The sequence below is a fragment of the Micromonospora jinlongensis genome (assembly GCF_013410645.1).
Classification (GTDB): domain Bacteria; phylum Actinomycetota; class Actinomycetes; order Mycobacteriales; family Micromonosporaceae; genus Micromonospora; species Micromonospora zamorensis.
The window spans coordinates 5,454,801-5,476,615 of sequence record NZ_JACCHK010000001.1 but is presented as its reverse complement, the minus strand read 5'-3'; the positions used below and the strand labels follow the sequence as shown (position 1 = coordinate 5,476,615).

General features: G+C 72.7%; 20 protein-coding genes and 1 pseudogene. 13 read left to right on the top strand and 8 right to left on the bottom strand.

What is annotated here, in order from left to right:
• Positions 1–42: 42 nt before the first annotated feature.
• Positions 43–2,472 carry an ABC transporter permease gene (locus HNR22_RS24680; RefSeq protein ID WP_343059951.1) on the bottom strand — a complete coding sequence of 810 codons (2,430 nt, stop codon included), beginning with the start codon at positions 2,470–2,472 and terminating at the stop codon, positions 43–45.
• Complete coding sequence (locus HNR22_RS24675; protein ID WP_179782340.1) at positions 2,466–3,239, bottom strand: ABC transporter ATP-binding protein; 774 nt, start codon at positions 3,237–3,239, stop codon at positions 2,466–2,468. Before HNR22_RS24675 ends, HNR22_RS24680 begins: the two co-directional genes overlap by 7 nt.
• A gap of 169 nt (positions 3,240–3,408) precedes the next feature.
• Between HNR22_RS24675 and HNR22_RS24670 the strand changes: the two genes are divergently transcribed.
• The 4 genes from HNR22_RS24670 (at position 3,409) to HNR22_RS24655 (ending at position 6,821) form a co-directional block, all read left to right on the top strand.
• Positions 3,409–4,566: a sensor histidine kinase gene (locus tag HNR22_RS24670; protein ID WP_343059950.1), complete on the top strand. Its 1,158-nt coding sequence runs from the start codon at positions 3,409–3,411 to the stop codon at positions 4,564–4,566.
• The gene (locus tag HNR22_RS24665; RefSeq protein WP_179782338.1) at positions 4,563–5,231 is read left to right on the top strand and encodes a response regulator; all 669 of its coding nucleotides are present in this window, start codon (positions 4,563–4,565) and stop codon (positions 5,229–5,231) included. Before HNR22_RS24670 ends, HNR22_RS24665 begins: the two co-directional genes overlap by 4 nt.
• A gap of 29 nt (positions 5,232–5,260) precedes the next feature.
• On the top strand, positions 5,261–5,800 hold the full coding sequence (locus tag HNR22_RS24660; RefSeq protein ID WP_179782337.1) for a DUF1697 domain-containing protein: 540 nt from the start codon (positions 5,261–5,263) through the stop codon (positions 5,798–5,800).
• Positions 5,801–5,870: 70 nt separating this feature from the next.
• Positions 5,871–6,821 carry an NADP-dependent oxidoreductase gene (locus HNR22_RS24655; protein ID WP_179782336.1) on the top strand — a complete coding sequence of 317 codons (951 nt, stop codon included), beginning with the start codon at positions 5,871–5,873 and terminating at the stop codon, positions 6,819–6,821.
• 48 nt (positions 6,822–6,869) lie between these two features.
• Here the strand turns inward: HNR22_RS24655 and HNR22_RS24650 are convergent, their stop codons facing one another.
• Both HNR22_RS24650 and HNR22_RS24645 read right to left on the bottom strand, forming a co-directional pair.
• A complete protein-coding gene (locus HNR22_RS24650) occupies positions 6,870–7,841 on the bottom strand; it encodes an MBL fold metallo-hydrolase (protein WP_179782335.1) in 972 nt (323 codons plus the stop codon).
• A 154-nt stretch (positions 7,842–7,995) separates the two neighbouring features.
• A complete protein-coding gene (locus HNR22_RS24645; RefSeq protein WP_179782334.1) occupies positions 7,996–8,898 on the bottom strand; it encodes a serine hydrolase in 903 nt (300 codons plus the stop codon).
• Between the two features lie 51 nt (positions 8,899–8,949).
• On the opposite strand from HNR22_RS24645, the gene HNR22_RS24640 reads away from it, so the two are divergent.
• Positions 8,950–9,915 carry a LysR substrate-binding domain-containing protein gene (locus HNR22_RS24640; protein ID WP_179782333.1) on the top strand — a complete coding sequence of 322 codons (966 nt, stop codon included), beginning with the start codon at positions 8,950–8,952 and terminating at the stop codon, positions 9,913–9,915.
• Positions 9,916–10,015: 100 nt separating this feature from the next.
• A complete protein-coding gene (locus tag HNR22_RS24635; protein WP_179782332.1) occupies positions 10,016–10,867 on the top strand; it encodes an aldo/keto reductase in 852 nt (283 codons plus the stop codon).
• A 115-nt stretch (positions 10,868–10,982) separates the two neighbouring features.
• On the opposite strand, the gene HNR22_RS24630 is transcribed toward HNR22_RS24635, so the two are convergent.
• Positions 10,983–11,825 carry a helix-turn-helix transcriptional regulator gene (locus tag HNR22_RS24630; RefSeq protein WP_179782331.1) on the bottom strand — a complete coding sequence of 281 codons (843 nt, stop codon included), beginning with the start codon at positions 11,823–11,825 and terminating at the stop codon, positions 10,983–10,985.
• A 102-nt stretch (positions 11,826–11,927) separates the two neighbouring features.
• Here HNR22_RS24630 and HNR22_RS24625 point away from each other — a divergent pair, with 102 nt between their 5' ends.
• Complete coding sequence (locus HNR22_RS24625) at positions 11,928–12,680, top strand: SDR family oxidoreductase (protein WP_179782330.1); 753 nt, start codon at positions 11,928–11,930, stop codon at positions 12,678–12,680.
• Positions 12,681–12,705: 25 nt separating this feature from the next.
• Here HNR22_RS24625 and HNR22_RS24620 read toward each other — a convergent pair whose 3' ends face one another.
• Positions 12,706–13,221: a GNAT family N-acetyltransferase gene (locus HNR22_RS24620; protein ID WP_179782329.1), complete on the bottom strand. Its 516-nt coding sequence runs from the start codon at positions 13,219–13,221 to the stop codon at positions 12,706–12,708.
• Positions 13,222–13,363: 142 nt separating this feature from the next.
• Here HNR22_RS24620 and HNR22_RS24615 point away from each other — a divergent pair, with 142 nt between their 5' ends.
• The 4 genes from HNR22_RS24615 to HNR22_RS32115 all read left to right on the top strand — a co-directional run bounded on the left by HNR22_RS24615 (position 13,364) and on the right by HNR22_RS32115 (position 16,018).
• Positions 13,364–13,921, top strand: coding sequence for an NADPH-dependent FMN reductase (locus HNR22_RS24615; protein ID WP_218906679.1), 558 nt, complete (start codon positions 13,364–13,366; stop codon positions 13,919–13,921).
• Positions 13,922–13,965: 44 nt separating this feature from the next.
• Positions 13,966–14,979: an ATP-binding cassette domain-containing protein gene (locus HNR22_RS24610; protein ID WP_179782328.1), complete on the top strand. Its 1,014-nt coding sequence runs from the start codon at positions 13,966–13,968 to the stop codon at positions 14,977–14,979.
• Positions 14,976–15,833 (top strand): ABC transporter permease, encoded by an 858-nt coding sequence (locus HNR22_RS24605; protein ID WP_179782327.1) that lies wholly within the window; start codon positions 14,976–14,978, stop codon positions 15,831–15,833. Before HNR22_RS24610 ends, HNR22_RS24605 begins: the two co-directional genes overlap by 4 nt.
• An 80-nt stretch (positions 15,834–15,913) precedes the next feature.
• Complete coding sequence (locus tag HNR22_RS32115) at positions 15,914–16,018, top strand: hypothetical protein (protein ID WP_484502658.1); 105 nt, start codon at positions 15,914–15,916, stop codon at positions 16,016–16,018.
• Here the strand turns inward: HNR22_RS32115 and HNR22_RS24600 are convergent.
• Positions 15,987–16,775 (bottom strand): annotated as a pseudogene (locus HNR22_RS24600) (AraC family transcriptional regulator); the annotation flags it as partial. The gene HNR22_RS32115 and the pseudogene HNR22_RS24600 overlap by 32 nt on opposite strands.
• Positions 16,776–16,983: 208 nt before the next feature.
• On the opposite strand from HNR22_RS24600, the gene HNR22_RS24595 reads away from it, so the two are divergent.
• Positions 16,984–17,289: a putative quinol monooxygenase gene (locus tag HNR22_RS24595; RefSeq protein ID WP_179782325.1), complete on the top strand. Its 306-nt coding sequence runs from the start codon at positions 16,984–16,986 to the stop codon at positions 17,287–17,289.
• A 50-nt stretch (positions 17,290–17,339) separates the two neighbouring features.
• Positions 17,340–18,308: an alpha/beta hydrolase gene (locus tag HNR22_RS24590; protein ID WP_179782324.1), complete on the top strand. Its 969-nt coding sequence runs from the start codon at positions 17,340–17,342 to the stop codon at positions 18,306–18,308.
• A gap of 48 nt (positions 18,309–18,356) precedes the next feature.
• Here the strand turns inward: HNR22_RS24590 and HNR22_RS24585 are convergent, their stop codons facing one another.
• A complete protein-coding gene (locus HNR22_RS24585) occupies positions 18,357–21,731 on the bottom strand; it encodes an ATP-binding protein (protein ID WP_179782323.1) in 3,375 nt (1,124 codons plus the stop codon).
• Positions 21,732–21,815 lie beyond the last annotated feature (84 nt).

Below are 21,815 nucleotides of genomic sequence, written 5' to 3'. Positions count from 1 at the left end.
ACGGTAGCGGCCCGGCCGCTTCTTCGGGGGGCGGGGACGCGGTCATCCGGCGAGCCCGACCGATGACCGCGCGGGCCGGTGCCGCAGCGACCGCCACGTCGGCAGCACGCTCGCCAGCGCCGCGAGCAGCAGGCACAGCCCCACCACCCCGGCGACCACCGACCACGGCACCACCAGGTCGACGGGGGCACCGACCTGCTCGGCGAGGCCGGCGCGGATGCTGAGCAGGCCGGCGAACGCGACAGCCCCGCCGAGCAGCGCGCCGATCAGGACCACCAGTGCGGACTCGGCAGTGACCAGCCAGACGACCTGTCGCCGGGTCGCCCCGGCCAGCCGGATCAGCCGTAGGTCCGCGGCCCGGCCGGCGGCGGCCAGCAGCAGCGTGTTCGCCACCGCGATGGCCCCGTAGCCGGCGGACACACCGATCAGCAGCAGCGTGAAGAGCCAGACGAGTCGGTCCTCGGCGGCGTCCGCCTCGGCCGCCCAGGTGGCGACGTCGACGATCCGCGCACCGACCGGTGGATCGAGCCGGTCCCGGACGTACACAGTGGACGTCAGCGCCGACGGGTCGTGCGTACGCACCACCGCCCGGGGCACGAGCAGGTCCCCGGGGAGGGAGGTGTCGGTGACCACGGCGACGACGCGCAGCGACACCAACGTCCCGTCAGCGAAGACCACCGCGTACGGCTCGGACGGCCGCAGGTTCGCCGAGGCGGTCACCACCACAGCGTCGTCACCGCGCAGGTCGTCGAGCGAGCCGGCGACGACGGTGAGCGCCCGGTTCGCGGCGGCGAAGCCGGCCGGGTCCACGCCCAGCGCGGTCAGCGGCCGGTCCGCCGGCACTGTTCCGGGATCGGTGCGAAAGACAGTGGTCGGCAGGAGGGCGGTGCCACCGGTGGCGGCGACGGCCTGGTCGGACAGCCCGGGTGCCCGGTCGGGCAGCACGATCCAGCCGGCGTTCACGTTGTCCGCCCGTCCTGCCGCGTAGGCGGCGGTGGTGGTCCGCACCATCCCGGACACCAGCACCGCGAACGCGACGGTGAGCAGCACCGGGGCGGCAGTGGACGCGGTCCGCCGGGTCGCGGTCAACGCCCCGCCCCGGACCAGCATCCCGATCGCGCCACCACGCCGCCGCACCGGCGACCGCAGCAGTCGCACCACCGGCCCGACCACCGCCGGGGAGAGCACTGTGGCACCGGCCACCAGCGCCATCACCGCGTACAGGGCGTACTGCCCAGCGACGCGGGCCTCGTCGGCGGTCGCCGTCCCGACGCTGAGGGCGACCCCCACCGCGACGAGCAGCGCGCCGGTGGCGACGCGTAGCCGCCCGATCGGTCGCTGCTCCACCGCCGCCTCGCGCAACGCCTCCAACGGTCGAATCCGCGCCGCCCGGCGGGACGCCGACCAGACGGCCAGCAGCGAGATCACCGGCCCGGCGACGAGCGAGAGCGCCACCGGCCAGAGCTCGTACCTGACCCGGAAGGTCGATGGTTCGAAGCCGGCGTCGACGAGAAGCCAACCGAGCAGCGGCGCGAGCCCTCCGCCGAGCAGCAGACCGACGATCCCGCCCGAGGCGCCGACGACGAGCGCCTCGCCGTACACCATGCGGCGGACCTGTCGTCCGGTGGCGCCGACGGCGCGCAGCAGGCCCAGCTCACGGCGGCGTTGCGCGATGGTGAACGCGAAGGTGGAGGCGACCACGAACACCGTGACGAAGCCGGCGAGGGCGGCCGTGGCGGTGAGCACCTGCATGCCGATCCAGCGGGTGCGGGCGTCGTTGCGCGGCTCCAGCGCGCCACGCGCGTCGCCGGTGAGCACCTGTCCGTCGGTGCCGACGATTCCGCGAGCCGCCGAGGCGACCCGCTCCGGGTCTGCGTCCGCGGCGAGCACCAGCCCGATGGCCCGGACGCCGGGCGCGAGCGTGGCGGCGACCTCGTCCGCGACATGGACGCCGGGCCCGTCGACCAGACCGGTGACGGTGTACGACTCCGCACCCACAGCCGTCAGCAGGGTGACCGGCGCGCCGCTGCGCAGCCCGAGCGCGCGGCCGACGACCACCTCGCCGGGCCTGCGCGGCGGTTCGCCGGCCGTGAGGCGCAGTCCACCGAGCTGGGCACTGGACCAACCGTGTCCCTGGTGGGCGTCCTCCCGCCGGTTGTCGGTGCCCGCGGGTCGACCGTCGACCATCGGCTGGGCGTAGAAGGTCCGGTCCGGCACCGCCGCCGCGACACCGGGCAGGGCGGCCAGCCGGCCGACGAGTCCCGCCGTCGCGGTGGCGGACCAGGGTCGGGTCGGCACGAACGAGTCGGCCGACGCGCCCGCTTCGGGGCTCTGCACCACGACCGCCGCCCGCGCGAGCCGATCCGGCACCTGTGGGCGCCCGGAGGCGAGGAGCAGAGTGGCCGCCGCGACCAACGTGACCCCGAGGGCCACGGCCACGAACGCGCTGACCGCCCGCCGGATGCTCACCACGACGGCCCCGCAGGCGTCGCCGCGTGCCGGGACGGGCCGGCCTCACGCTCGGCGATCCGGGCGGCGACCACCGCCGCGGTGATCCCGCTCTCCAGCTCGTCGACGACACGGCCGTCGGCGAGCAGCAGGACCCGATCGGCGTACGCGGCGGCGGCGGGATCGTGGGTCACCATCACGACGGTCTGCCCGTGGTCGTCGACGAGCCCGCGCAGCAGTCGGAGCACCTGTCGGGACGCCGCGCTGTCCAGCGCTCCGGTCGGCTCGTCGGCGAAGACCACCGCCGGGCGGGTGATCAACGCGCGGGCCACGGCGACGCGCTGCTGCTCGCCGCCGGACAGCTCACTCGGCCGGTGCCCGGCCCGGTCGGCCAAGCCGACGGCGTCGAGCGCCGCGACGACGTCCCGAGCCGGCGGGCGGCGGCCGGCCAGGCGCAACGGCAACTCGATGTTCTGCGCGGCGGTCAGCGTGGACACCAGGTTGAACGCCTGGAACACGAACCCGATCCGGTCACGCCGCAGCCGGGTCAGCTCGTCCTCGCCGAGGTCGTCCAGGCGGGTGCCGTCGATTGTGACGGTCCCCTCGGTCGGGCTGTCCAGCCCCGCCGCGCAGTGCAGCAGGGTGGACTTCCCCGAGCCCGAAGGGCCCATCACCGCCGTGAACGTGCCGCTCGCGAAGCCGGTCGTCACGCCGTCGAGCGCCGTCACCCGCCGGGTCCCGGTGCCGTACACCGCGCGCAGCCCCGTCAGGGTCACCGTGTGTGTGGTCATGACCGCCACGGTGCCCGGTGCGTGGGGTGCCGCGCGTCGTGCCGGCGCGGACACTTTCCAGCCCTCCCCCGGGTGGAGGCGAAGGCCCGGAATCGCCGGTACGTCGTCCTGGAGGATGACCGCCCGTGGGTGGACGCGGCCGACCCGGCTGGCCGCTACCGTCTGGCAGGTGACCGCTCCCCTGCTGACCCGGCGGCTGCGGCCGGTGGACCTGTACATCGTGGACGCCGTGCTGGCCGTGGCGGTCGGTGGGCTGCTCTGCCCGTACGCGGCGCTGGAGTCGCCGCTGCACGGTGGCGTACGCGAGCCGCTCTGGGTGTCCGTGCTCGTCGGGATGGTCCTCGGGCTGCCGCTGGCCGTCCGGCGGCGGTGGCCGATCCCCGTCGCCGTCGTGATCAGCGGCAGCACCGCCGCGACCCTGGTCACCGGCGTGATCCCCAACTTCGCCGCTGCCGCGCCGGCGGTCGCCATCGGTCTGTCCTTCTACACGGTGGCCGTGTCGACGACCACCCGCCGCTCGCTGCTCAGCGCCGCCGGTTGTCTCGCTCTGGTGAGCGTCGCGCTGGTGCTGACCGCTGGCGATCTGTGGTCACGCACCGGTGCCGTCGTGTACGCCACCGTCATGATCGCGCCTGCCTGGGTGATCGGCTGGCTGCTCCGGGAACGACGTGCCCTCGCCAGCCGGCAGAGTGACCAGCTGGTCCGTCAGGCCGCCACCGAGGAACGGCTGCGGGTGGCCCGCGAGCTGCACGACGTCGTGGCGCACACGCTGAGCCTCATCGTGGTGAAGGCGGCCGTCGCCAACCACGTCGCCGAGGCCGACCCACGGGAGGCGGGGGCCGCACTGCGGGTGATCGAGGAGACCGGCCGCACCGCGCTGACCGACGTCCGTCGGGTGCTCGGCGTCCTGCGGGAGGGCACCCCGTACGCCCCGATGCCCGGGCTGGACGAGTTGCCCGTGCTCGCCCAGCAGGCGGCGATCGGCGGTGTCGACGTCCGGCTCGACGTCCGGCGGGAGGAACCGGCCGGCACGGTCCCGGAGTCGGTGGGCCTCGCGGTGTACCGGATCGTGCAGGAGGCGGTGACCAACGTGGTGAAGCACGCGGCGCCGGCCGCCTGCCGGGCTACGGTGACCGTCACCCCCGACGAGGTGCGGGTGGAGGTGACCGACGACGGTCGGCGTCCGGTGCTGATCGGCGGGGAGGGGCACGGGTTGATCGGCATGCGGGAACGGGTGGCGTTGCACGGTGGGGAGTTCCGGGCCGGGCCACGCTCCGATGGCGGCTTCGCGGTGACGGCCAGCCTGCCCTACCGGGTGGCCACGTGATCCGGGTGCTGATCGCCGACGACCAGGCGCTGCTGCGCGGCAGCTTCCGGCTGCTGGTGGATCTCGCCGGGGACTGCACGACTGTCGGCGAGGCGGGCACCGGCGTGGAAGCCGTCGCGTTGACCCAACGGCACCGTCCGGACGTGGTGCTGATGGACGTCCGGATGCCGGAGATGGACGGCATCGAGGCGACCCGGCGGATCTGCGCCGACCCGGCGACGGCCGGCACGCGGGTCATCATCCTGACCACGTTCGACCTGGACGAGTACGTCTACGGGGCGCTGCGCGCCGGTGCCAGCGGCTTCCTGCTCAAGGACACCCCGCCAGCGGACCTGCTGACCGGGATCCGGGTGGTCGCCGCCGGTGAGGGGCTGCTCGCGCCGACGGTGACCCGCCGGCTGATCGACGAGTTCGCCCGGCAACCGGAGCCGACCCGGCCGCTGCCCCGGCAGCTCGACGGGGTGACCGAGCGGGAACGGGAGGTGCTCGCGCTGATCGCCCGCGGCCTGTCCAACGCGGAGCTGGCCACGCACCTCAACCTCAGCCAGGCCACCGTCAAGACGCACGTCGGGCGGCTGCTGACCAAGCTGGCCGTACGCGACCGGGCGCAACTGGTCATCGTCGCCTACGAAACGGGACTGGTGGGGCCGGGCGGCCTACGCTGAGCCGGTCGGCCGCGAACCCAGGAGGAGCCATGACCCGGTACGTCGCCCTGTTGCGCGGGGTCAACGTCGGCACCACCCGGCTGGCGATGGCCGACCTGCGCCGGATCGTCACCGACCTCGGGCACGAGGACGTCAGGACGTACCTGCAGAGCGGCAACGTGGCCTTCGGCAGCACCGTGCGCGACGCGGAGAAGCTGGCCGCCGGGATCGAGCGGGCGCTCACCGACGAGTTGGCGTTGACGGTGCCGGTGCTGGTACGCAGCGGCCGGGAGCTGGCGGCGATCGCCGGCGGCAACCCGTACGCCGACCGGGAGGACGACCCGACGAGGCTGCTGGTGGCCTTCCTCGCCACCCCGCCGAAGAAGTCCACGGTGGACGCCCTCTCCGTGCCCGGTGGGGAGAACGTGTCGTTCACGGTGACCGGCCGGGAGGTCTTCCTGCACTTCGTCGACGGCGGTTACGGGCGGTCGAAGTTCACCAACGCGTACCTGGAGAAGAAGCTCGGCGTGGTGTCGACCAGCCGCAACTGGAAGTCGGTGCGGGCCCTGGCGGAGATGACCGCCGCCTGACCCCGGCGCGTCTGTCCGCGGGTCGGGTGAAAGGGCCGCCACCGGCCCGTTCGGCAGGCAGTCTGGGAGGATGCGCGCAATCCAGCAGGACCGCTACGGCGGGCCGGAGGTGCTCCGCCTCACCGAGGTGCCCGACCCGGAGCCCATCCCGACGGAGGTGCTCGTCCGCATCGTCGCCGCGGGCGTCAACCCGATCGACGGCAAGACCCGCTCCGGCGGCGGGTTCGCCCCGGTCGTCGGGCCGCCGCCGTTCATCCCCGGCTGGGACCTGTCCGGGGTGGTGGCCGAGACCGGGTACGGGGTGACCAGGTTCCGCCCCGGCGACGAGGTCTACGGCCTGGCGTTCTTTCCCCGCCGCGCGGGCACGTACGCCGAGTACATCAGCGTGCCGTCCCGGCAGCTCGCCCGGAAACCGGCCACGGTCGGGCACGTCCCGGCCGCCGCCCTGCCGCTGGTCGGGTTGACCGCCTGGCAGCTCGTCGAGGCCGCCGACGTGCGGCCGGGCCAGCGGGTGCTCATCCACGCCGCGGCCGGCGGCGTCGGTCACCTCGCCGTGCAGATCGCGAAGGCCCGGGGCGCGTACGTCATCGGCACGGCCCGCACCGAGCGGCACGCGTTCCTGCGCGAGTTGGGCGCGGACGAGACCGTCGACTACACCACCATCCGCTTCGAGGACGCCGTCGACCAGGTCGACGTGGTGGTCGACCTGGTCGGCGGGGACACCCGGCTGCGTTCGTTGGACGTGCTGGGTCGCGGCGGGTTGCTGATCCCGGTGCCGCGCGGTGAGCCGGACCCGACCGGACCGGCGGCCAAGCGGGGCATCCGGGTGCTGCCGATCATCGTGGAGCCGGATCACGTCGGGCTGGCCGGGCTGGCCGCCATGGTCGACGCCGGCGCGCTGCGGGTCAGCGTCACGGCGACCCGGCCGCTGGCGGAGGCCGCCGACGTGCACCGGGCCATGGAGGCCGGTGGTGCGGTCGGCAAGACCGTGCTGGTCGTCGATCCCGCGCAGGCCGGGTGACCCGGCGGGGGTCGCGGCGGCCGTGCCGCGACCGCCCACCCGGTCCGGTCAGAAGTGGTACGCGGTCTCGTACTCGGGCACCAGCACCCGGCTGCGCGGCGAGATCCGGCGCACGGCCGCGATCATGTCGTTCAACCGGGTGCGGTCGGTCGGGGCGACCGGCGGCGGGTTCTGGAGCGCCGTCTCGAAGTTGTCGAAGTGCACCGGCACCACGACCTTCGGGTAGTCGAGGCCGGCCAGCAGACGCGGCAGGTAGTCACCCGTGGTGGTGGCGTTCTGCAGGGCCACCATCGCCACGTCGGGCGCCAGGCCGGTGAGGTTCCGCTCGGCGACGTCGCTGGCCCCGGTGAAGTACACCGACGGACCGCCGTCGACTCGCAGCAGGTAGCCCAGCGTGTCGCCCTCCGGCAGGTCCGCGATGGTCGCCGGCTGCGCGGGCTGGCTCACCCGCACCCCCGGAAAGGCCAGGGAGTACGACGGGTTGCGGCTGTGCAGCGAGCCGACCACCTCGACGGTGTGGTCCCCGAAGTCGAGCACCTCACCTCCCTTGACCGGGCTGAGCTGCGTCGACGGCACCCCGTAGGCCAACCCCAGGTGGTACGCGGTCAGCGTGCCGAACACCCGCGCACCGGTGCGCTTGGCGATGTAGGGCACGTCCATGAAGTGGTCCCAATGGGTGTGGGTGACCAGCACCGTCGTGGCCTTCTCGACGCGCGGGTCGATCACGTCGGCGCGCACGGTCAACGGGGTGTCGGTCTTGAACGCGCCGGTGAACAACCCGGTGTCTATCCGGCTGAGGAACGGGTCGACGAGAACGGTGCGGTCGGCGATGTCGACGCGCCAGCCGGCCGTACCCCACCAGCGGAAGCTGACCGCGCCCCTACGGCGGGCGGTCGGAGTGGGTGCGGCGGCCGGCGTCGCGGCGTGGGCCGGGGCGCTGGCGGCGAGCCCGCCGGTGGTGACCAGGGCGGTGGTGGCGGCGGTGTCGCGCAGGAAACGTCGGCGGTCGAGACTGGGCATGCGGTTCTACTCCCCGTGGTCGGGCGGTTGGTCGACCACGAGCCAACCAGCGCCACCGGGCTCCGGTCCAAGATCGAAGACGACCGGCTCCGATACGCCAGCGGATATCGGGCCAGCTCAGGTGCGGCACGCCGAGGCTGCGGCGGGTGCGAAATCAGTCGCCGCGCAGCGCCTCGACGGCCGTCCGGGCGGCCTCCCCCATCGCCAGGTCCACGTCGATCCGCCGCGAGGCCAACCGGTCGGCGCGGGCGAAGACAGCGATCGCGTACCGGCCACCGTCGGGATATTCGGCGACCCCGGCCTCCAGGTGCAGACCGGGCAGGGTGCCGGTCTTTCCGGAGACCCGGACGCCCGGCGGAAACCCGGAGGCCAGCCGGGTCCAGAAGATCTGCCGGGCCATCCAGGTGCGGACCATCGCGCAGGCGGCAGCCGGCCCCGCCTCGTCCCGCCAGATCAGGGTGAGCAACCGGGTGATCTCCCGGGCGGTGCTGGAGGTGGTGTGCTCGGGGTCGAAGACCCGCATCGCCCGGACCCGGTCCGCCGACAACGTGGGGAAGATCCGGGCGAACTCCGCCTCGGTGCGTGCGCCCACGTCGGCGAGCATCAACTCGACCAGGTCCCGAGGGCCGCCGAGGACGCGGGTACGGCTCAGCCCCAGCTCGGCGGCGAGCATCGGCAGCAGGTCCGGGCCGACCCGGCGCAGCAGCAGGTCGGCGGCGGTGTTGTCGGTGACCGACATGGCGAAGTACGCGAGGTCGCGCAGCGACACCTCGGCGTCGTCGGTGCAGCCGGCCAGACCCCACCCGCCGAGCCGGTCGTCGGCGGTGACCAGGACCCGTTCGGTCGGGTCCAGTTGACCGGCCTCGACCTGCCGGGCGAACTCCAGCACCAGCAGGACCTTGAAGATCGAGGCGATAACCACCTGGTCGTCGGCCCGCACCCCGATCTCCAGAACGTCGCCGGGGGTCGGGTCGGTGGCGTCCACGTCCACCACGTGCAGGCTGGCCGTCACCCCCACGGCGGCGAAGATGGCCTCGATGCGCTCGCTGACGTCCACGTCAGCACGGTATCCAGCGGCCCGGCGCCGGCGCTGGCGTAGGGTCCGGCCGTGGATCTGCTCCGGCACCTGCGGCACTTCGTGGTGGTCGCGCACGAGCTGCACTTCGGGCGGGCCGCGGAGCTGCTCGGGATGGCCCAGCCGCCCCTGAGTCAGTCGATCCAGCGGCTGGAACGGGAGCTGACCGTCGAGTTGTTCGACCGGTCCCGCCGCCAGGTACGCCTCACCACCGCCGGTGAGCTGCTGCTCGGCGAGGCGGAGGAGTTGCTCGCCGGTGAGGGTCGGCTCCGCAACCTGATGGGGCAGGTCCGGGCGGGTGAGCTGGGCGTACTCCGGGCCGGGGTGCCACCCGAGACGCCCGCGGTGACGCTGCGCGCGCTGCTGGACGGGCTCACCACCCGGGCAGCCGGCCTGGACGTGGAGCTGCACGAGCTGACGACCGCCGAGCAGGTGCGGATGCTCGCCGAACGGACCCTGGACGTGGGGCTCGTGCACCACCCGGTGGCGGCGGACGGGCTGCGCTTCGGCGCCCCGGTCGACGTACCCCTGGGGGTGTTGCTGCCGCGCACCTCGCCGCTGGCCCGCGACCGGGAGGTGGCCCTCGCGTCGCTGGCCGGTCTGGATCTGGTGGCCGCGCCCCGGGCCACCGCCCCGGGCTGGCACGACCACCTGCTGGCGGTGTGCCGACAGCAGGGTTGGCGACCGGCCCGGGTGCGCCCCGCCCGCAACCCGGAGTTCCTCTTCGGGCTGGTGCTGGCCGGCGGCGCGGTGGCCGTGGAACCGGCGACGGTGGCGCGACGGGAACCCCGCGTCGCCTGGCGGCCGATCGCCGCCGCGCCGCTGGCCAAGCGGACGTCGGCGGCCTGGCCGGACCGGTCGGCACACCCGGCGGCGTCGATGTTCGGGCAGCTCGCCGCCGAGGTGCTGGCCGACGCCGAGCCCGCGCCGCCCGCGTCCGCCGCGACGTCGCCGCCGGCGGCACGGCCCTGGCCTGTGCTCTTCGACACGACCGGGTGAACCGTCCCGGCGTTGCGCTCGTCACCTCGGTTTGGGCGGTGCACCGGCCGCCCACCCGGGTATGGATGACAGGCAACGAAGATGACGCGAAGGAGCCGCAGTGGCAATCACCATTCCCGACATCAGCCTGAACGACGGCACCACCATTCCGCAGCTCGGCTTCGGGGTGTTCCAGATCGAGCCGAAGGACACCGTCGCGGCGGTGACGACGGCCCTTGAGACGGGCTACCGGCACATCGACACCGCCGAGATGTACGGCAACGAGGCCGAGGTCGGCGAGGCGGTCCGGATGTCCGGCCTCGACCGGGGTTCGGTGTACGTGACCAGCAAGCTGAACAACGGCTTCCACCGCCCCGACGACGCCCGCAAGGCGTTCGACTCGACGCTCGCGGCGCTGAAGATGGACTACATCGACCTGTTCCTGATCCACTGGCCGCTGCCGACCCTGTACGACGGCGACTACGTCTCGACCTGGAAGGTGCTGGAGGAGTTCCAGCGCGACGGCCGCGCCCGCTCGATCGGCGTGTCGAACTTCCAGGTGGCGCACCTGGAGCGGCTGGCCGCCGAGGCGGACGTCGTGCCGGCGGTCAACCAGATCGAGGCACACCCGTACTTCGGTAACGACGAGGTCCGCGCCTACGGCCGCGAGCACAACATCCTCACCGAGGCGTGGTCACCCATCGCGCAGGGCAAGGTGCTGGACGACCCGACGGTGGTCGACATCGCCGGTCAGCTCGACCGGACCCCGGCGCAGGTGGTGCTCCGCTGGCACGTGCAGCGCGGCGACATCATCTTCCCGAAGTCGACCACCCCGAAGCGGATCGAGGAGAACACCCGGATCTTCGACTTCGAGCTGGACGACACGGCGATGGAGCGGATCACCGCGCTGAACCGGGGCGAGGCCGGACGGCAGGGCCCGAACCCGGACACCTTCGCCTACGTCCCCCGCTGACCTGAGCCCGCCGCTCGGCGGACGGGTCTCCTGAATGCGTGATGCCTCACCGTCATCTTGATGACTGTGAGGCATCACGCTGTTCCCGGCGGGTCAATCACGCTGTTCCCGGCGGTCAGGAGCCGACGCGCTCGGCGAGCCGGCGGAACAGCGCCTGAGTGGGCGAGCCGGGCTCGGGGACGTAGACGATCATCCGCTGGTCGGTCTCCGAAACGTGCAGCACCCGGCACTCGAACTCCAACGATCCCAGCTCCGGGTGCGGCACCCGCTTGACGATGGGGCGGCGTTCCTCGACATCGTGCTCGGCCCAGAGCCGGGCGAACCGGGGCGAGGTGCCGAGCAGCTCGGTGACCAGCTCGCGGATCGCCGGGTCGGCCGGGTAGCGCCCGTAGGCGGCCCGCAGGTCCGCCACGGTGCTGCGGACGAAGCAGATGGTCTCGGCGTCGGTCCAGTGGCTGTTGGTCGCCGGACGCCGGAAGGTCCAGCGGATCATGTTGCGGTCCGCGTCCGGCACGGCCGTGAGGTCGCCCATGAAGTACGTGGCGAGCCGGTTCCAGGCCAACACCTGGTACGCGGCGTCGACGAGGTACGCCGGAGTCTCAGTCATGGCGTCGAGCAGGTGCCGCAGCCCGGGGGTCACCTCCCGGCTCGGCCCGCCGGCCGGCAGCGGATTCTCCCCGGCGATCCGGAACAGGTACTCGCGCTCGTCCTGACTGAGCAGCAGCGCTCGGGCCATCGACGCGAGCACCTGCCGGGACGGGTGCGGTCCGCGGCCCTGCTCCAGCCGGATGTAGTAGTCGATGGACATCCCCGCGAGTTGGGCGACCTCCTGCCGGCGCAGCCCGGGGGTGCGTCGGCGTTCGCCCTCGGGGAGCCCGACCTCGGCGGGGCGCAGCCGGGCGCGGCGGGTGCGCAGAAAGGCCGCCAGTTCGTCACGCCGCAGCCCGCTGCTCGTCATGCCTCCAGCATGCCCCGGTCCCGGCCGGCGAAGGTGGTACCGCCGGTCCCAGCCTCCGCCCGTCTCTCCCCCGGCGCGGCCAGCCCGGCGAGGCTCGACGGCATGACGAACATGATCGCCCTGATCACCGGGGCCAACAAGGGGATCGGCTTCGCCACCGCCCGCCAGCTCGGCGCCCTCGGGATGACCGTGCTGGTGGGCGCGCGAGACGCCGAGCGGGGTCGGGCCGCGGAGCGGGAGCTGCGCGACGGAGGCGCGGACGCGGTGTTCCTGCCGCTCGACATCACCGATGCCGAGTCGGTGACGGCCGCGGCGAAACAGGTGGAGGCGGAGTACGGCCGACTGGACGTGCTGGTCAACAACGCCGGCATCATGCTGGCTGACGGTGCACGGGGGCTGCCCAGCGAGACGACCCTGGCGACGCTGCGCACCGTCTACGAGACGAACGTCTTCGGGGTGGCGACGGTGACCAACGCGCTGCTGCCGCTGCTGCGCCGGGCGCCGGCCGCCCGCATCGTCAACGTGTCGAGCGAGGTCGGCTCGATCGCGGTCATGACCGACCCGGCGGGCGCGCTGTTCGAGCTGACCTCCGTGCCGTACCCGTCGTCGAAGGCGGCGCTGAACATGCTCACCGCGATGTACGCCAAGGAGCTGCGGGACACCCCGATCAAGGTGAACGCGGCGAACCCGGGCTACTGCGCCACCGACATGAACAGCAACAGCGGCTTCCGCACCGCCGAGCAGGGTGCCGAGGTGAGCGTGCACCTGGCGACGCTGCCGGCCGACGAGCCGAGCGGGCTGCTCTGGGGCTTCCAGATGGACGCCGGCGGCGGGTACGGCGTGCTGCCCTGGTGAGACACCGTGCGCCGCCCCGCCGACCTCAGCTCCCGGTCGGTGGGGCGGTCAGGTCGAGTTGCCAGTCGTTGGCGCGCATCAGCTGCCCCGGCGGGTATTCGAAGTCCGTCTCGCCGAGCAGGCTGAAACCGGCCTTGCGGCAGACCGCGTTCGAGGCGGGATTGTCGACCGAGGGGTAGGCGTGGGCGTAGCGCCGGTCCTGCCGGGCGCGCAACACGTCGATGACCGCCCGCACCGCGACGGTCGCCAGCCCCTGCCCCCGGTACGTGGGCAGCACCGCCCAGCCCAGCTCGTACACCGGTTGGTCGCGCCAGTCTCGGCCCCAGTAGCCGACACTGCCGGCCCGCGCGCCGTCCGGCAGCACGAGCGTGAACATCGCGCCCTGCCCGGTCCCGGCGAAGTGCACGTACCGGTCGTGCCGGGCGAGCACCTGCTCGTCGGTTTCCGGGCCGCCGGTGTGCTTGCGGGTATCCGGTGAGTTGAGCTCCCGCAGCAGGTCGAGGTCGTCCTCGTGCCACGGTGCGATGCGTACCTGTGCCATGCCCACTCCCCTGTCCGTCGACCACAGTCAAGCCGACCCCACTGACATTCCGCCCCGAAACGCCGCCCGCTAGATCCGATCTAGCGGGCGGCGTGTTGCTTTCTCGCGCCGAAGAGGTGGCACCGACAACTCGGGAGGGGGGATGATGACACCGCTCAGGATCGCCGTGATCATCGGCAGCACCCGGGAGGGGCGGGCCGGCGACCGGGTCACCAGTTGGTTCACCGAACAGGCCGCGCGGCACGACGACCTGGCGGTGACCGTCGTTGACCTGACCGAGTACGACTTCCCGGCCAGCTACCCCGCCGAACCGACCGCCTCGATCCGGGCGTTCGTCCGCGAGGTGGGTCGAGCGGACGCGTTCGTCGTGGTCACCCCCGAGTACAACCACAGCTTCCCCGCACCGCTGAAACAAGCAATCGACTACGCGTACGACGAGTGGCAGGCCAAACCGGTCGGCTTCGTGTCGTACGGCTGTCGGTCCACCGGCCGGTACGCGGTCGACCAGCTCCGCACCGTCTTCACGGCGCTGCACGCGATGACGGTGCGTGACGTCGTCGGGATCGACCTGCTGGCCGGCGAACCGACACCGCAGTGCACCGACGAGCTGCGCCGGGACGCCCGCGTCCTGCTCGACCAGCTCCGCTGGTGGGGTCTGGCCCTGCGCGACGCCCGGGCCGCTCGACCGTACGTCTCCTGAACACCTCCAAGACGCTGACACGTCCAGATCGAAGGGTAAGGATCATGAGTAGACGCACCACCGGCCTGGCCATCGAGGCCGAGGGGCTCACCCGATCGTTCGGGGACACCCGGGCGCTGGCCGGGATCGACCTTCAGGTGCCCGCCGGCACCGTCTACGGTCTGCTCGGCCCCAACGGGGCGGGCAAGACCACCGCGGTGCGGGTGCTCGCGACGTTGCTGCGTCCTGATGGCGGTTCGGCCCGGGTCTTCGGCCACGACGTGGTCACCGAGGCCGACAAGGTCCGTTCCCGGGTCAGCCTCACCGGCCAGTACGCCTCGGTCGACGAGGACCTGACCGGCACGGAGAACCTGGTGCTCCTCGCCCGCCTGCTCGGCCTGCGCAAGCCGGCCGCCCGGGAGCGCGCGGCGGCCCTGCTCGCCGCGTTCGGACTGACCGAGGCGAGTGACCGTCAGGTGAAGAAGTACTCGGGTGGGATGCGGCGGCGCATCGACATCGCCGCCAGCATCCTGAACACGCCCGACCTGCTCTTCCTCGACGAGCCGACGACCGGCCTCGACCCGCGCAGCCGCAACCAGGTGTGGGAGATCGTCCGGGCGGTGGTGTCGCACGGCACCACTGTGCTGCTGACCACCCAGTACCTCGACGAGGCCGACCAGCTCGCCGGGCGGATCGCGGTCGTCGACCACGGCCGGGTGATCGCGGAGGGCACCCCGGGTGAGTTGAAGTCGTCGATCGGCTCCGGCACGGTCCACCTGCGACTGCGGGACCCCGGCCAGCGGCCCGACGCGGAGAGGGTGCTCCGGGAGGCGCTCGGCGTGCCGGTGCAGCTCGCCGCCGACCCGGTGGCGTTGACCGCCCGCGTCGGTGAGGCCGGCACCGACCTCGATGCCAGCGCCCAGGCCTCGCGCGCGCTCGGCGAGCTGGCCCGTGCCGGCATCGTCGTGGACAACTTCTCCCTCGGCCAGCCGAGCCTCGACGAGGTCTTCCTGGCCCTGACCGATCACCCCGCCGTGCCGGCCGACGCGCCCGACAACGAGCTGGAGGCAGCCCGATGAGCGACACCACGACCACCACGACCGAACGGGCGCCGTCCGTCTACGTCCCGTCCGCCGAGGCGCTGGCGACCGTACTCGCGCCCGGTACCCGACCGCCCCGACCCAGCGCGCTGGGCGCGTCGCTCACCTTCGGCTGGCGGGCCATGCTGAAGATCAAGCACGTGCCGGAGCAGCTCTTCGACGTCACCGCGTTCCCGATCATCATGGTGCTGATGTTCACGTACCTGTTCGGTGGCGCCCTCGCCGGCAGCCCGCGCGAATATCTGCAGTTCTTCCTGCCCGGCATCATGGTGACCAGCGTCGTGATGATCACCATGTACACCGGCGTCGGCCTCAACACCGACATCGAGAAGGGCATCTTCGACCGGTTCCGGACGCTGCCCGTCTGGCGTCCGTCCGCCCTGGTCGGCATGATCTTCGGCGACGTGCTGCGCTACATCCTCGCCGCCCTGGTGATCCTGGGCCTGGGGCTGGCGCTCGGCTTCCGGCCCGCTGGCGGGGTCGTCGGGGTCGCCGTCGGGATCGGGCTGCTGGTGGTCTTCTCGTTCGCCTTCTCCTGGGTGTGGACGTTCTTCGGGCTGATCCTGCGCAGCGAGAAGTCGGTGATGGGGGTCAGCATGATGGTGCTGTTCCCGCTGACGTTCCTGAGCAACGTCTTCGTCGACCCGAGCACCATGCCCGGCTGGCTCCAGGCGTTCGTGAAGGTCAACCCGGTGACGCAGCTGGTCGCGGCGATCCGTGGGGCGATGAGCGGCGACTCCGACCCGTCGGCCACCATGTGGTTGCTGCTCTGGAGCGCCGGCTTCCTGGCCGTCTTCGGCACCCTGACGATGTACAGGTACAACCGCCGCTGACCCGGCCCCGACCCCGTCGACGGGCGCCGCCACGGCTGTGGTGGCGCCCGTCGGCTGTCTTCTGGGCGCCCGGGTGAACGCTGGCGGTCAGACCACCGCCGGCACCTCGGCCCGGATGGTGCCCCGCAGACGGGTGGCGTCCTGGCTGGGGGGCGCGCCGAACTGACGACGATATTCGCGGCTGAACTGCGACGGGCTCTCGTAGCCAACTCGGATGCCCACCCCGGTGACGTCGTTGGGGTGCGTGGCTAGCAGGAGCCGCGCCTCCTGCAGTCGGATCTGCTTCTGGAACTGGATCGGACTCATGGCCGTCACTGCCTGGAAGTTGCGATAGAACGCCGACACGCTCATTCCGGTCAGCCGCGCCAGATCCTCCACCCGGAACGGCTGCGAATAGTGGTCACGGATCCACCGGACCGCTCGGGCGATGTGACTGAGGCTGCTGTCGGCCAGACCGAGCTGCCGTACGGCCGCGCCCTGCTCCCCGGTGAGCAGCCGCCACAGGATCTCCCGCTTGATCAGGGGCGCGAGCACCGTGACGTCCCGGGGCCGGTCCAGCAGCCGAAGCAGTCGGATCACCGCGTCGCCGAGCTCGTCGGGAGCATCGCTCACCACCATCCCCGACGGCGTCGGCCCGGCCAGGGGCGGGAGGTCGCCCGGCGCCGCCTGCAACAGCAGCTCCGCGACCATGGCCGGGTGTAGCACCAGCCCGAAACCCAGAGCCGGCGCGTCGGCGCTTGCCTGGGTGAAGCGGCCGGTGACCGGCAGGTCGACCGACGCGACAAGGTACTGGCCGGCCCGGTACTCGTACACGCGGTCGCCCAGCGCCATCTGTTTGGCGCCTTGAGCGATGAGTGCCAGCACGGTGCCCGACATCGACGTGGTCGGTGCCGTCCGCTGCTCGACCTTGGAGATCAGCACCCCCTCGATGGCGGTGCTCATGTCCGGTCGCGCGTGCCGGGCCAGCAGTGCCCGCAGCTCGTCGAGGTCCACGACCCGATTGAAGCACAGGACCGATCCTCGCCACAACGAGAGGATCAGGCAAGAACCAGCGAGCATCCTTCTAACGTTTCGGCTGCTAAATGGGCTTCCATAGGAGTGTCAGTTTCCCGCACATTGCAGCACAGCTCAACGATCAGGAGTTTCCACGATGTCTGTCCACCACGGGTTCCAGGCCACCATGACCGCTCAGCCGGGCAAGGCGGACGAGCTGATCCAGTTGTTGCTGGACGCACCGTCCCTGCCGCACGACGACTGCGTGGTCTTCCTCGTGGCCCGCTCGGCGTCCGACCGCGACGTCGTCCACGTCATCGAAGGCTGGACCAGCGCCGAGGCGCACAGCGCGTTCTTCGCCGGCGAGCAGGCGCAGGCCCTCGTCGCGAAGCTTCAGCCGCTGCTGGCCGGCGACTCGGCGTACACCGACGCGGTGCCGGTCGGCGGCAAGGCGAACTTCTGAACCGGCGACCGCACCGATCACCCCTGACCGTGTCAGCGAAAGGATCCCCGATGAACCTCCCCCGACCCGGCATCGACCCCGAGTTGCTCGTACCCCTGGCCGAACTGCCGCCGATGCCACCCCTCGGCCCCGAGGTGATCGAGCAGCTGCGCCACTTCCCCCAACCGTCGATCGACAGCCAACTGGAAGGCCGTGCGGTCGAGCGGCGCGAGGTCACCGTTCCCGCCGGTGACGGAACGCCGATCCCGCTGTCCATCCTCAGCCCCACCGATCGTGCCGCCGGCGCACCCTGCGTCTACTGGATCCACGGCGGCGGGATGATGTGGGGCGACCGCTTCTCGAACATCGATGTCCCGCTGGAATGGCTCGACCGGTTCGGCGCCGTCGTGATCACTGTGGACTACCGGCTGGCCCCGGAGGCAACCGGTACGACTCTGGTCGACGACTGTTACCAGGGCCTGCTCTGGGTCGCCGAGAACGCCGTGGACCTCGGTATCGACCCGACTCGCATCGTCGTGGCCGGTGCCAGCGCCGGGGGTGGCCTGGCGGCGGGAGTCACGCTGATGGCTCGCGACCGCAACACCCCGACCATCGCCGCGCAGTTGCTGTCGTGCCCCATGCTCGACCACCGCAACGACACCATCTCCAGCCGTCAGTACAGCGGGCTGGACGGCGTGTGGACCCGGGAGATGAACGAGTGCGGGTGGCGCAGCGTCCTCGGCGGGCACACCGACCGGAACGTCTCCGCCTACGTCTCACCCGCGCTGGCGGACGACCTGTCGGGTCTGCCGACCACGTACATCGACGCTGGGACCGCCGAGGTCTTTCGCGACGAGGATGTCAGCTACGCGAGCCGGATCTGGGCCGCCGGCGGCCAGGCCGAGTTGCACCTGTGGGCCGGCGGCTTCCACGGATTTTCGGCGCTGTTCCCCGAGGTGCGCGTGTCGGCTGCGGCACGACGCGCCCAGACCGACTGGCTCGCCCGGGTCCTGGACCCCAGCCCCGATCCCAAGGACTGAGCCGGGGCCCGTGGCCGGCGCTGACCACCCGGCGCGGCGGCCACGGGCTCAGAGCCGCCAGCGCAGCGGCTCCGGCGGCAGATAGCGGCAGGTGGTGCCGGTGGAGACGGCGTCGCGCAGGTGGCTCGCTAGTGCCGGGTGCCGGTCGTCGAGCTTGCGTAGCGTGTCGCGAATTCGCGCGGTCACCGTCTTGCGGGCCCGTTCGGCCTCGTCGCCCAGGCGGCGGCTCCGGCCGGCGAGGCCCGCCGCGGCACGCAGCTCGTCGAGCAACGCACCCCGTTCGGCGTCCAGCGTGGACACCTTCCGGTCGTCGTCGCGGGCGGCGGCCCGGTCGATCTCCTCGTCGAGGCGGGCCAGGTGCCGCCGGTAGCGGGCCTTCGCCTCGTCGTCGAGGACCGGGTCGGCGCCCATCCGGCGGGCGGCGACCAGCTCCGGCCCGGCAGCCGGGTCCAGCAACTCGACGGCCGGTACGTCGCTGCCCGGACGGCTGAGCAGCAGGTGCAGGTCATGCAGGCCCTTGGCGTCGGGCAGGTGCACCACGACACCGTCGTACGCGAGCTGCCAGACCGGCCCGTCGCGCCGAAACTCGTACCCCTCGCCGGCTGGCGCGACAGCCGTGGCCTGACCGGGCGCGAAAGCCTGGCCTGGCCCGGCGTTGGCCGGCCCGACGCTCTGACCTGGGGCGGCACCCTGGCCCGACGCGGCGGCTGCGGCCGGCGCGACGGCCTGGCCCGGCGCGACGGCCTGGCGTGCGGTGGCGGTCTGCTCGGCCGCGTCGATGGGGGCCGGTTCGGCGAGCCGGTGCAGCACCTGCGTCATGCCCAGGGCCGTTGCCTGCTGGACGGTGGTGGCGCGCAGCGCGGCCACCGTCGCGGCGTCGCCCGGGTTGCCCCGGCCGGCGAGGGCGTTCACGAGGCCGGCACGGGCGATGAGCGACCAGGTACGGGCGCCCAGCCGGTCGGCGGACTCACGGGCGGCCGTGAAGCCGGCGATGGCGTCGTCCCAGCGTTGCTGGGCGGCGTCGACCAGTGCCAGCCAGTGGTCGACCGGGCCGCTGACGTCACAGCCGAAGAGCGCCACCATCCACTCTCCCCGGTGCGGGGTGAGTGCGGCCCGTGCGTCGTCGCAGCGCTGCGGGTCGGCGGACGCGGCGGCGGCCTGCGCGCGCAACCGTAGCCAGATCGGCGACACCGGACGCGGGTAGCGGATGGCGGCGGCCTCGATGCCGGCGGTCAGCCGGACCGCCGTCTCGCCGTCGCCCCGCTCCGCGGCGGTGATCGCCCGCAGCAACTCCTGATAGGGGTAGTCGATCGGGGCCAGCGCGTCCAGCAGGGTGTCGGCCTCGGCGAACCGACCCTGGAGCAGCAGCCGGGACCAGCGCAGGTGATGGCCCATGAACCCGAACTGGGCATGGCCCGGGTCGGAGAAGTCGCTGAGGACGGCGAACCGCTCGTCGGCCTCGGCGAAGTCACCCCGGAAAGCCGCGATGATCCCGCTGTCGATGGCCGCCGAAATCTGGTGCCGGCTGAGGTCGCCGTGCCGGTCCGCGCCGACGAAGGTGGTGAGCTCCTCGGTGAAGTGCGGGTCACCCAACTCCAGTAGCGCCACCCAGCGCAGCGAGGTGGCCCACAGCTCGGTCTCCCGGTCTCCCGTGCGGCGGGCCACGTCCCGGATCTCGGCGGTCAGCGCGGCGCGGGCCGCTGCGGTGCCCAACCCCCAGGTGGTGTCGTGGCGAGCCCAGAGGCTGAACGTCAGCGCCTCGTCGTCCTGCCCGCGCCGGGCGATCGTCTCGGTGGCGGTGATCAGGTCGGCGACCAGCGCGCCGACCGACGCGTCGGCGTCCGGTTCGCCGATCAGCTTCCGGTACGCGTCGCGCACCAACTCCGCCGCGTCGATCGGCTGAATGGCCTCCACCTGGCGGGCCCGGTTCACGATGAGGGCGACGCGGGCCAGCAACACCGGATCGTCGAGTGTGCGAGCCAACGCCCCGGCCTCGGCGAGCAGCGCGGCGGACTCCTCCCGGCCGGCGTGGTGATATTGCGCCTCGCCGAACTCGATGAGGATCCGCACGCGTTGCTCCCGGTCCTCGACGACCTCCAGCGCCCGGCGGAAGTGCACCGACGCCTCGTCGGCGGCCAGCCGGACGAACGCGTCCCGCCCGGCGGCGACCAGCAGCGTGGCCACCCGAGCGCGGTCGAGTGCGGGGCCGGCCAGGTAGGCGTGGCGGGCGAGGTCGGCCGGGACCAGCTGATCGGTGAGCTCCCGCAGGTCGTCGACCGCCCGGACGACCGCGCCGTGCCGCGCCTGCCGCTCGTCGTGGGACAACCCGTCGTAGATGGTCTCCCGAACCAGGTCATGGGCGAAGGCGAACCGGCCGCCGCCCCGGGCGACCACCAGTCGGGCGGTCACCGCACGGTCGAGCAGCCGGTCGACCTGCGCCACCGGGGCGGCGCCGCAGGCCGCAAGGACCTGACGGTGGAACTCGCGCCCCAGCACGGCCGCGACGGTGAGCGCCTCGACCACGGCCGGCGGCAACTGGGCCAGGCGACGGCGCACCGCTTCCCGTACGCCGGGTGCGATAGTGCCGGCCGCGTCGTCGGCGTGCCACAGCCTGGCGGTCTGCTCGATGAAGAACGGGTTGCCACCGGTGCGCCGGTGCACCTCGTCGACGAGGTCGGCGTCGGGCTCCCGCCCGGCGGTGCGTGCCATCAGCGCGGCCACCTCGTCGCGGGCGAGGCCGGTGAGGGTGATCGTGGTGGCCTTCGCGACGAGCGGCATCAGCAGGGGGCGCAGCGGGTGCTCGCCCGACTCGACCTCGGCGTCGCGGTAGGTGCCGACCAGCAGCAACCGCTCGAACCAGGTGTGCTGGGCGGCGAAGCTCAGCAACCGCAGTGAGGCCGGGTCGGCCCAGTGCAGGTCGTCGAGGACCACCATGACCGGCCGCTGCTGGGAGACCGCGACCAGCGCGGCGGTCACCGCGTCGTACAGCGCGAACTCTTCCTGGTTGGCGCTGTCCGTGTCGACGTTGGCGGTGTCCGTGTCGACGCCGGCCCAGCTGGCGAGGCGGTCAGCCTGCTCCTTGCTGGTGTCGGCCTCGCCGAGCAGGGCCGCGAGGGCCGGCTCGGCGTCCGGCCGTGCCACCGCCCAGTCGTCGGCGGAGCGCCGCAGGCCGCGCAGCACCTGCACCCATGGCCAGTAGCCGGGGGCGCTGTCGGAATCCCAGCAGGCGGCGCCGAGCACCAGCGCGCCGCGTTGCCGAGCTTCCCGGGCGGCCGACGTGACGAGGGTCGTCTTGCCGATGCCCGGCTCGCCGGTGACCAGGACCAGACCGCCGTGGCTGGTGGTGGCGCGGTCCAATTCGGTGCGCAGCAGACCTGCGGGGTGATCCCGCCCGATGATGGCGTCGCCGCGCCGCGCGTCCATGGTTTCCAGACGGTACTGGAACCGTCCGACAGCGCGAGCGGGTTAGCCGGCCGACCTCTCCCATCTTGACCTTAGGGTTATGCC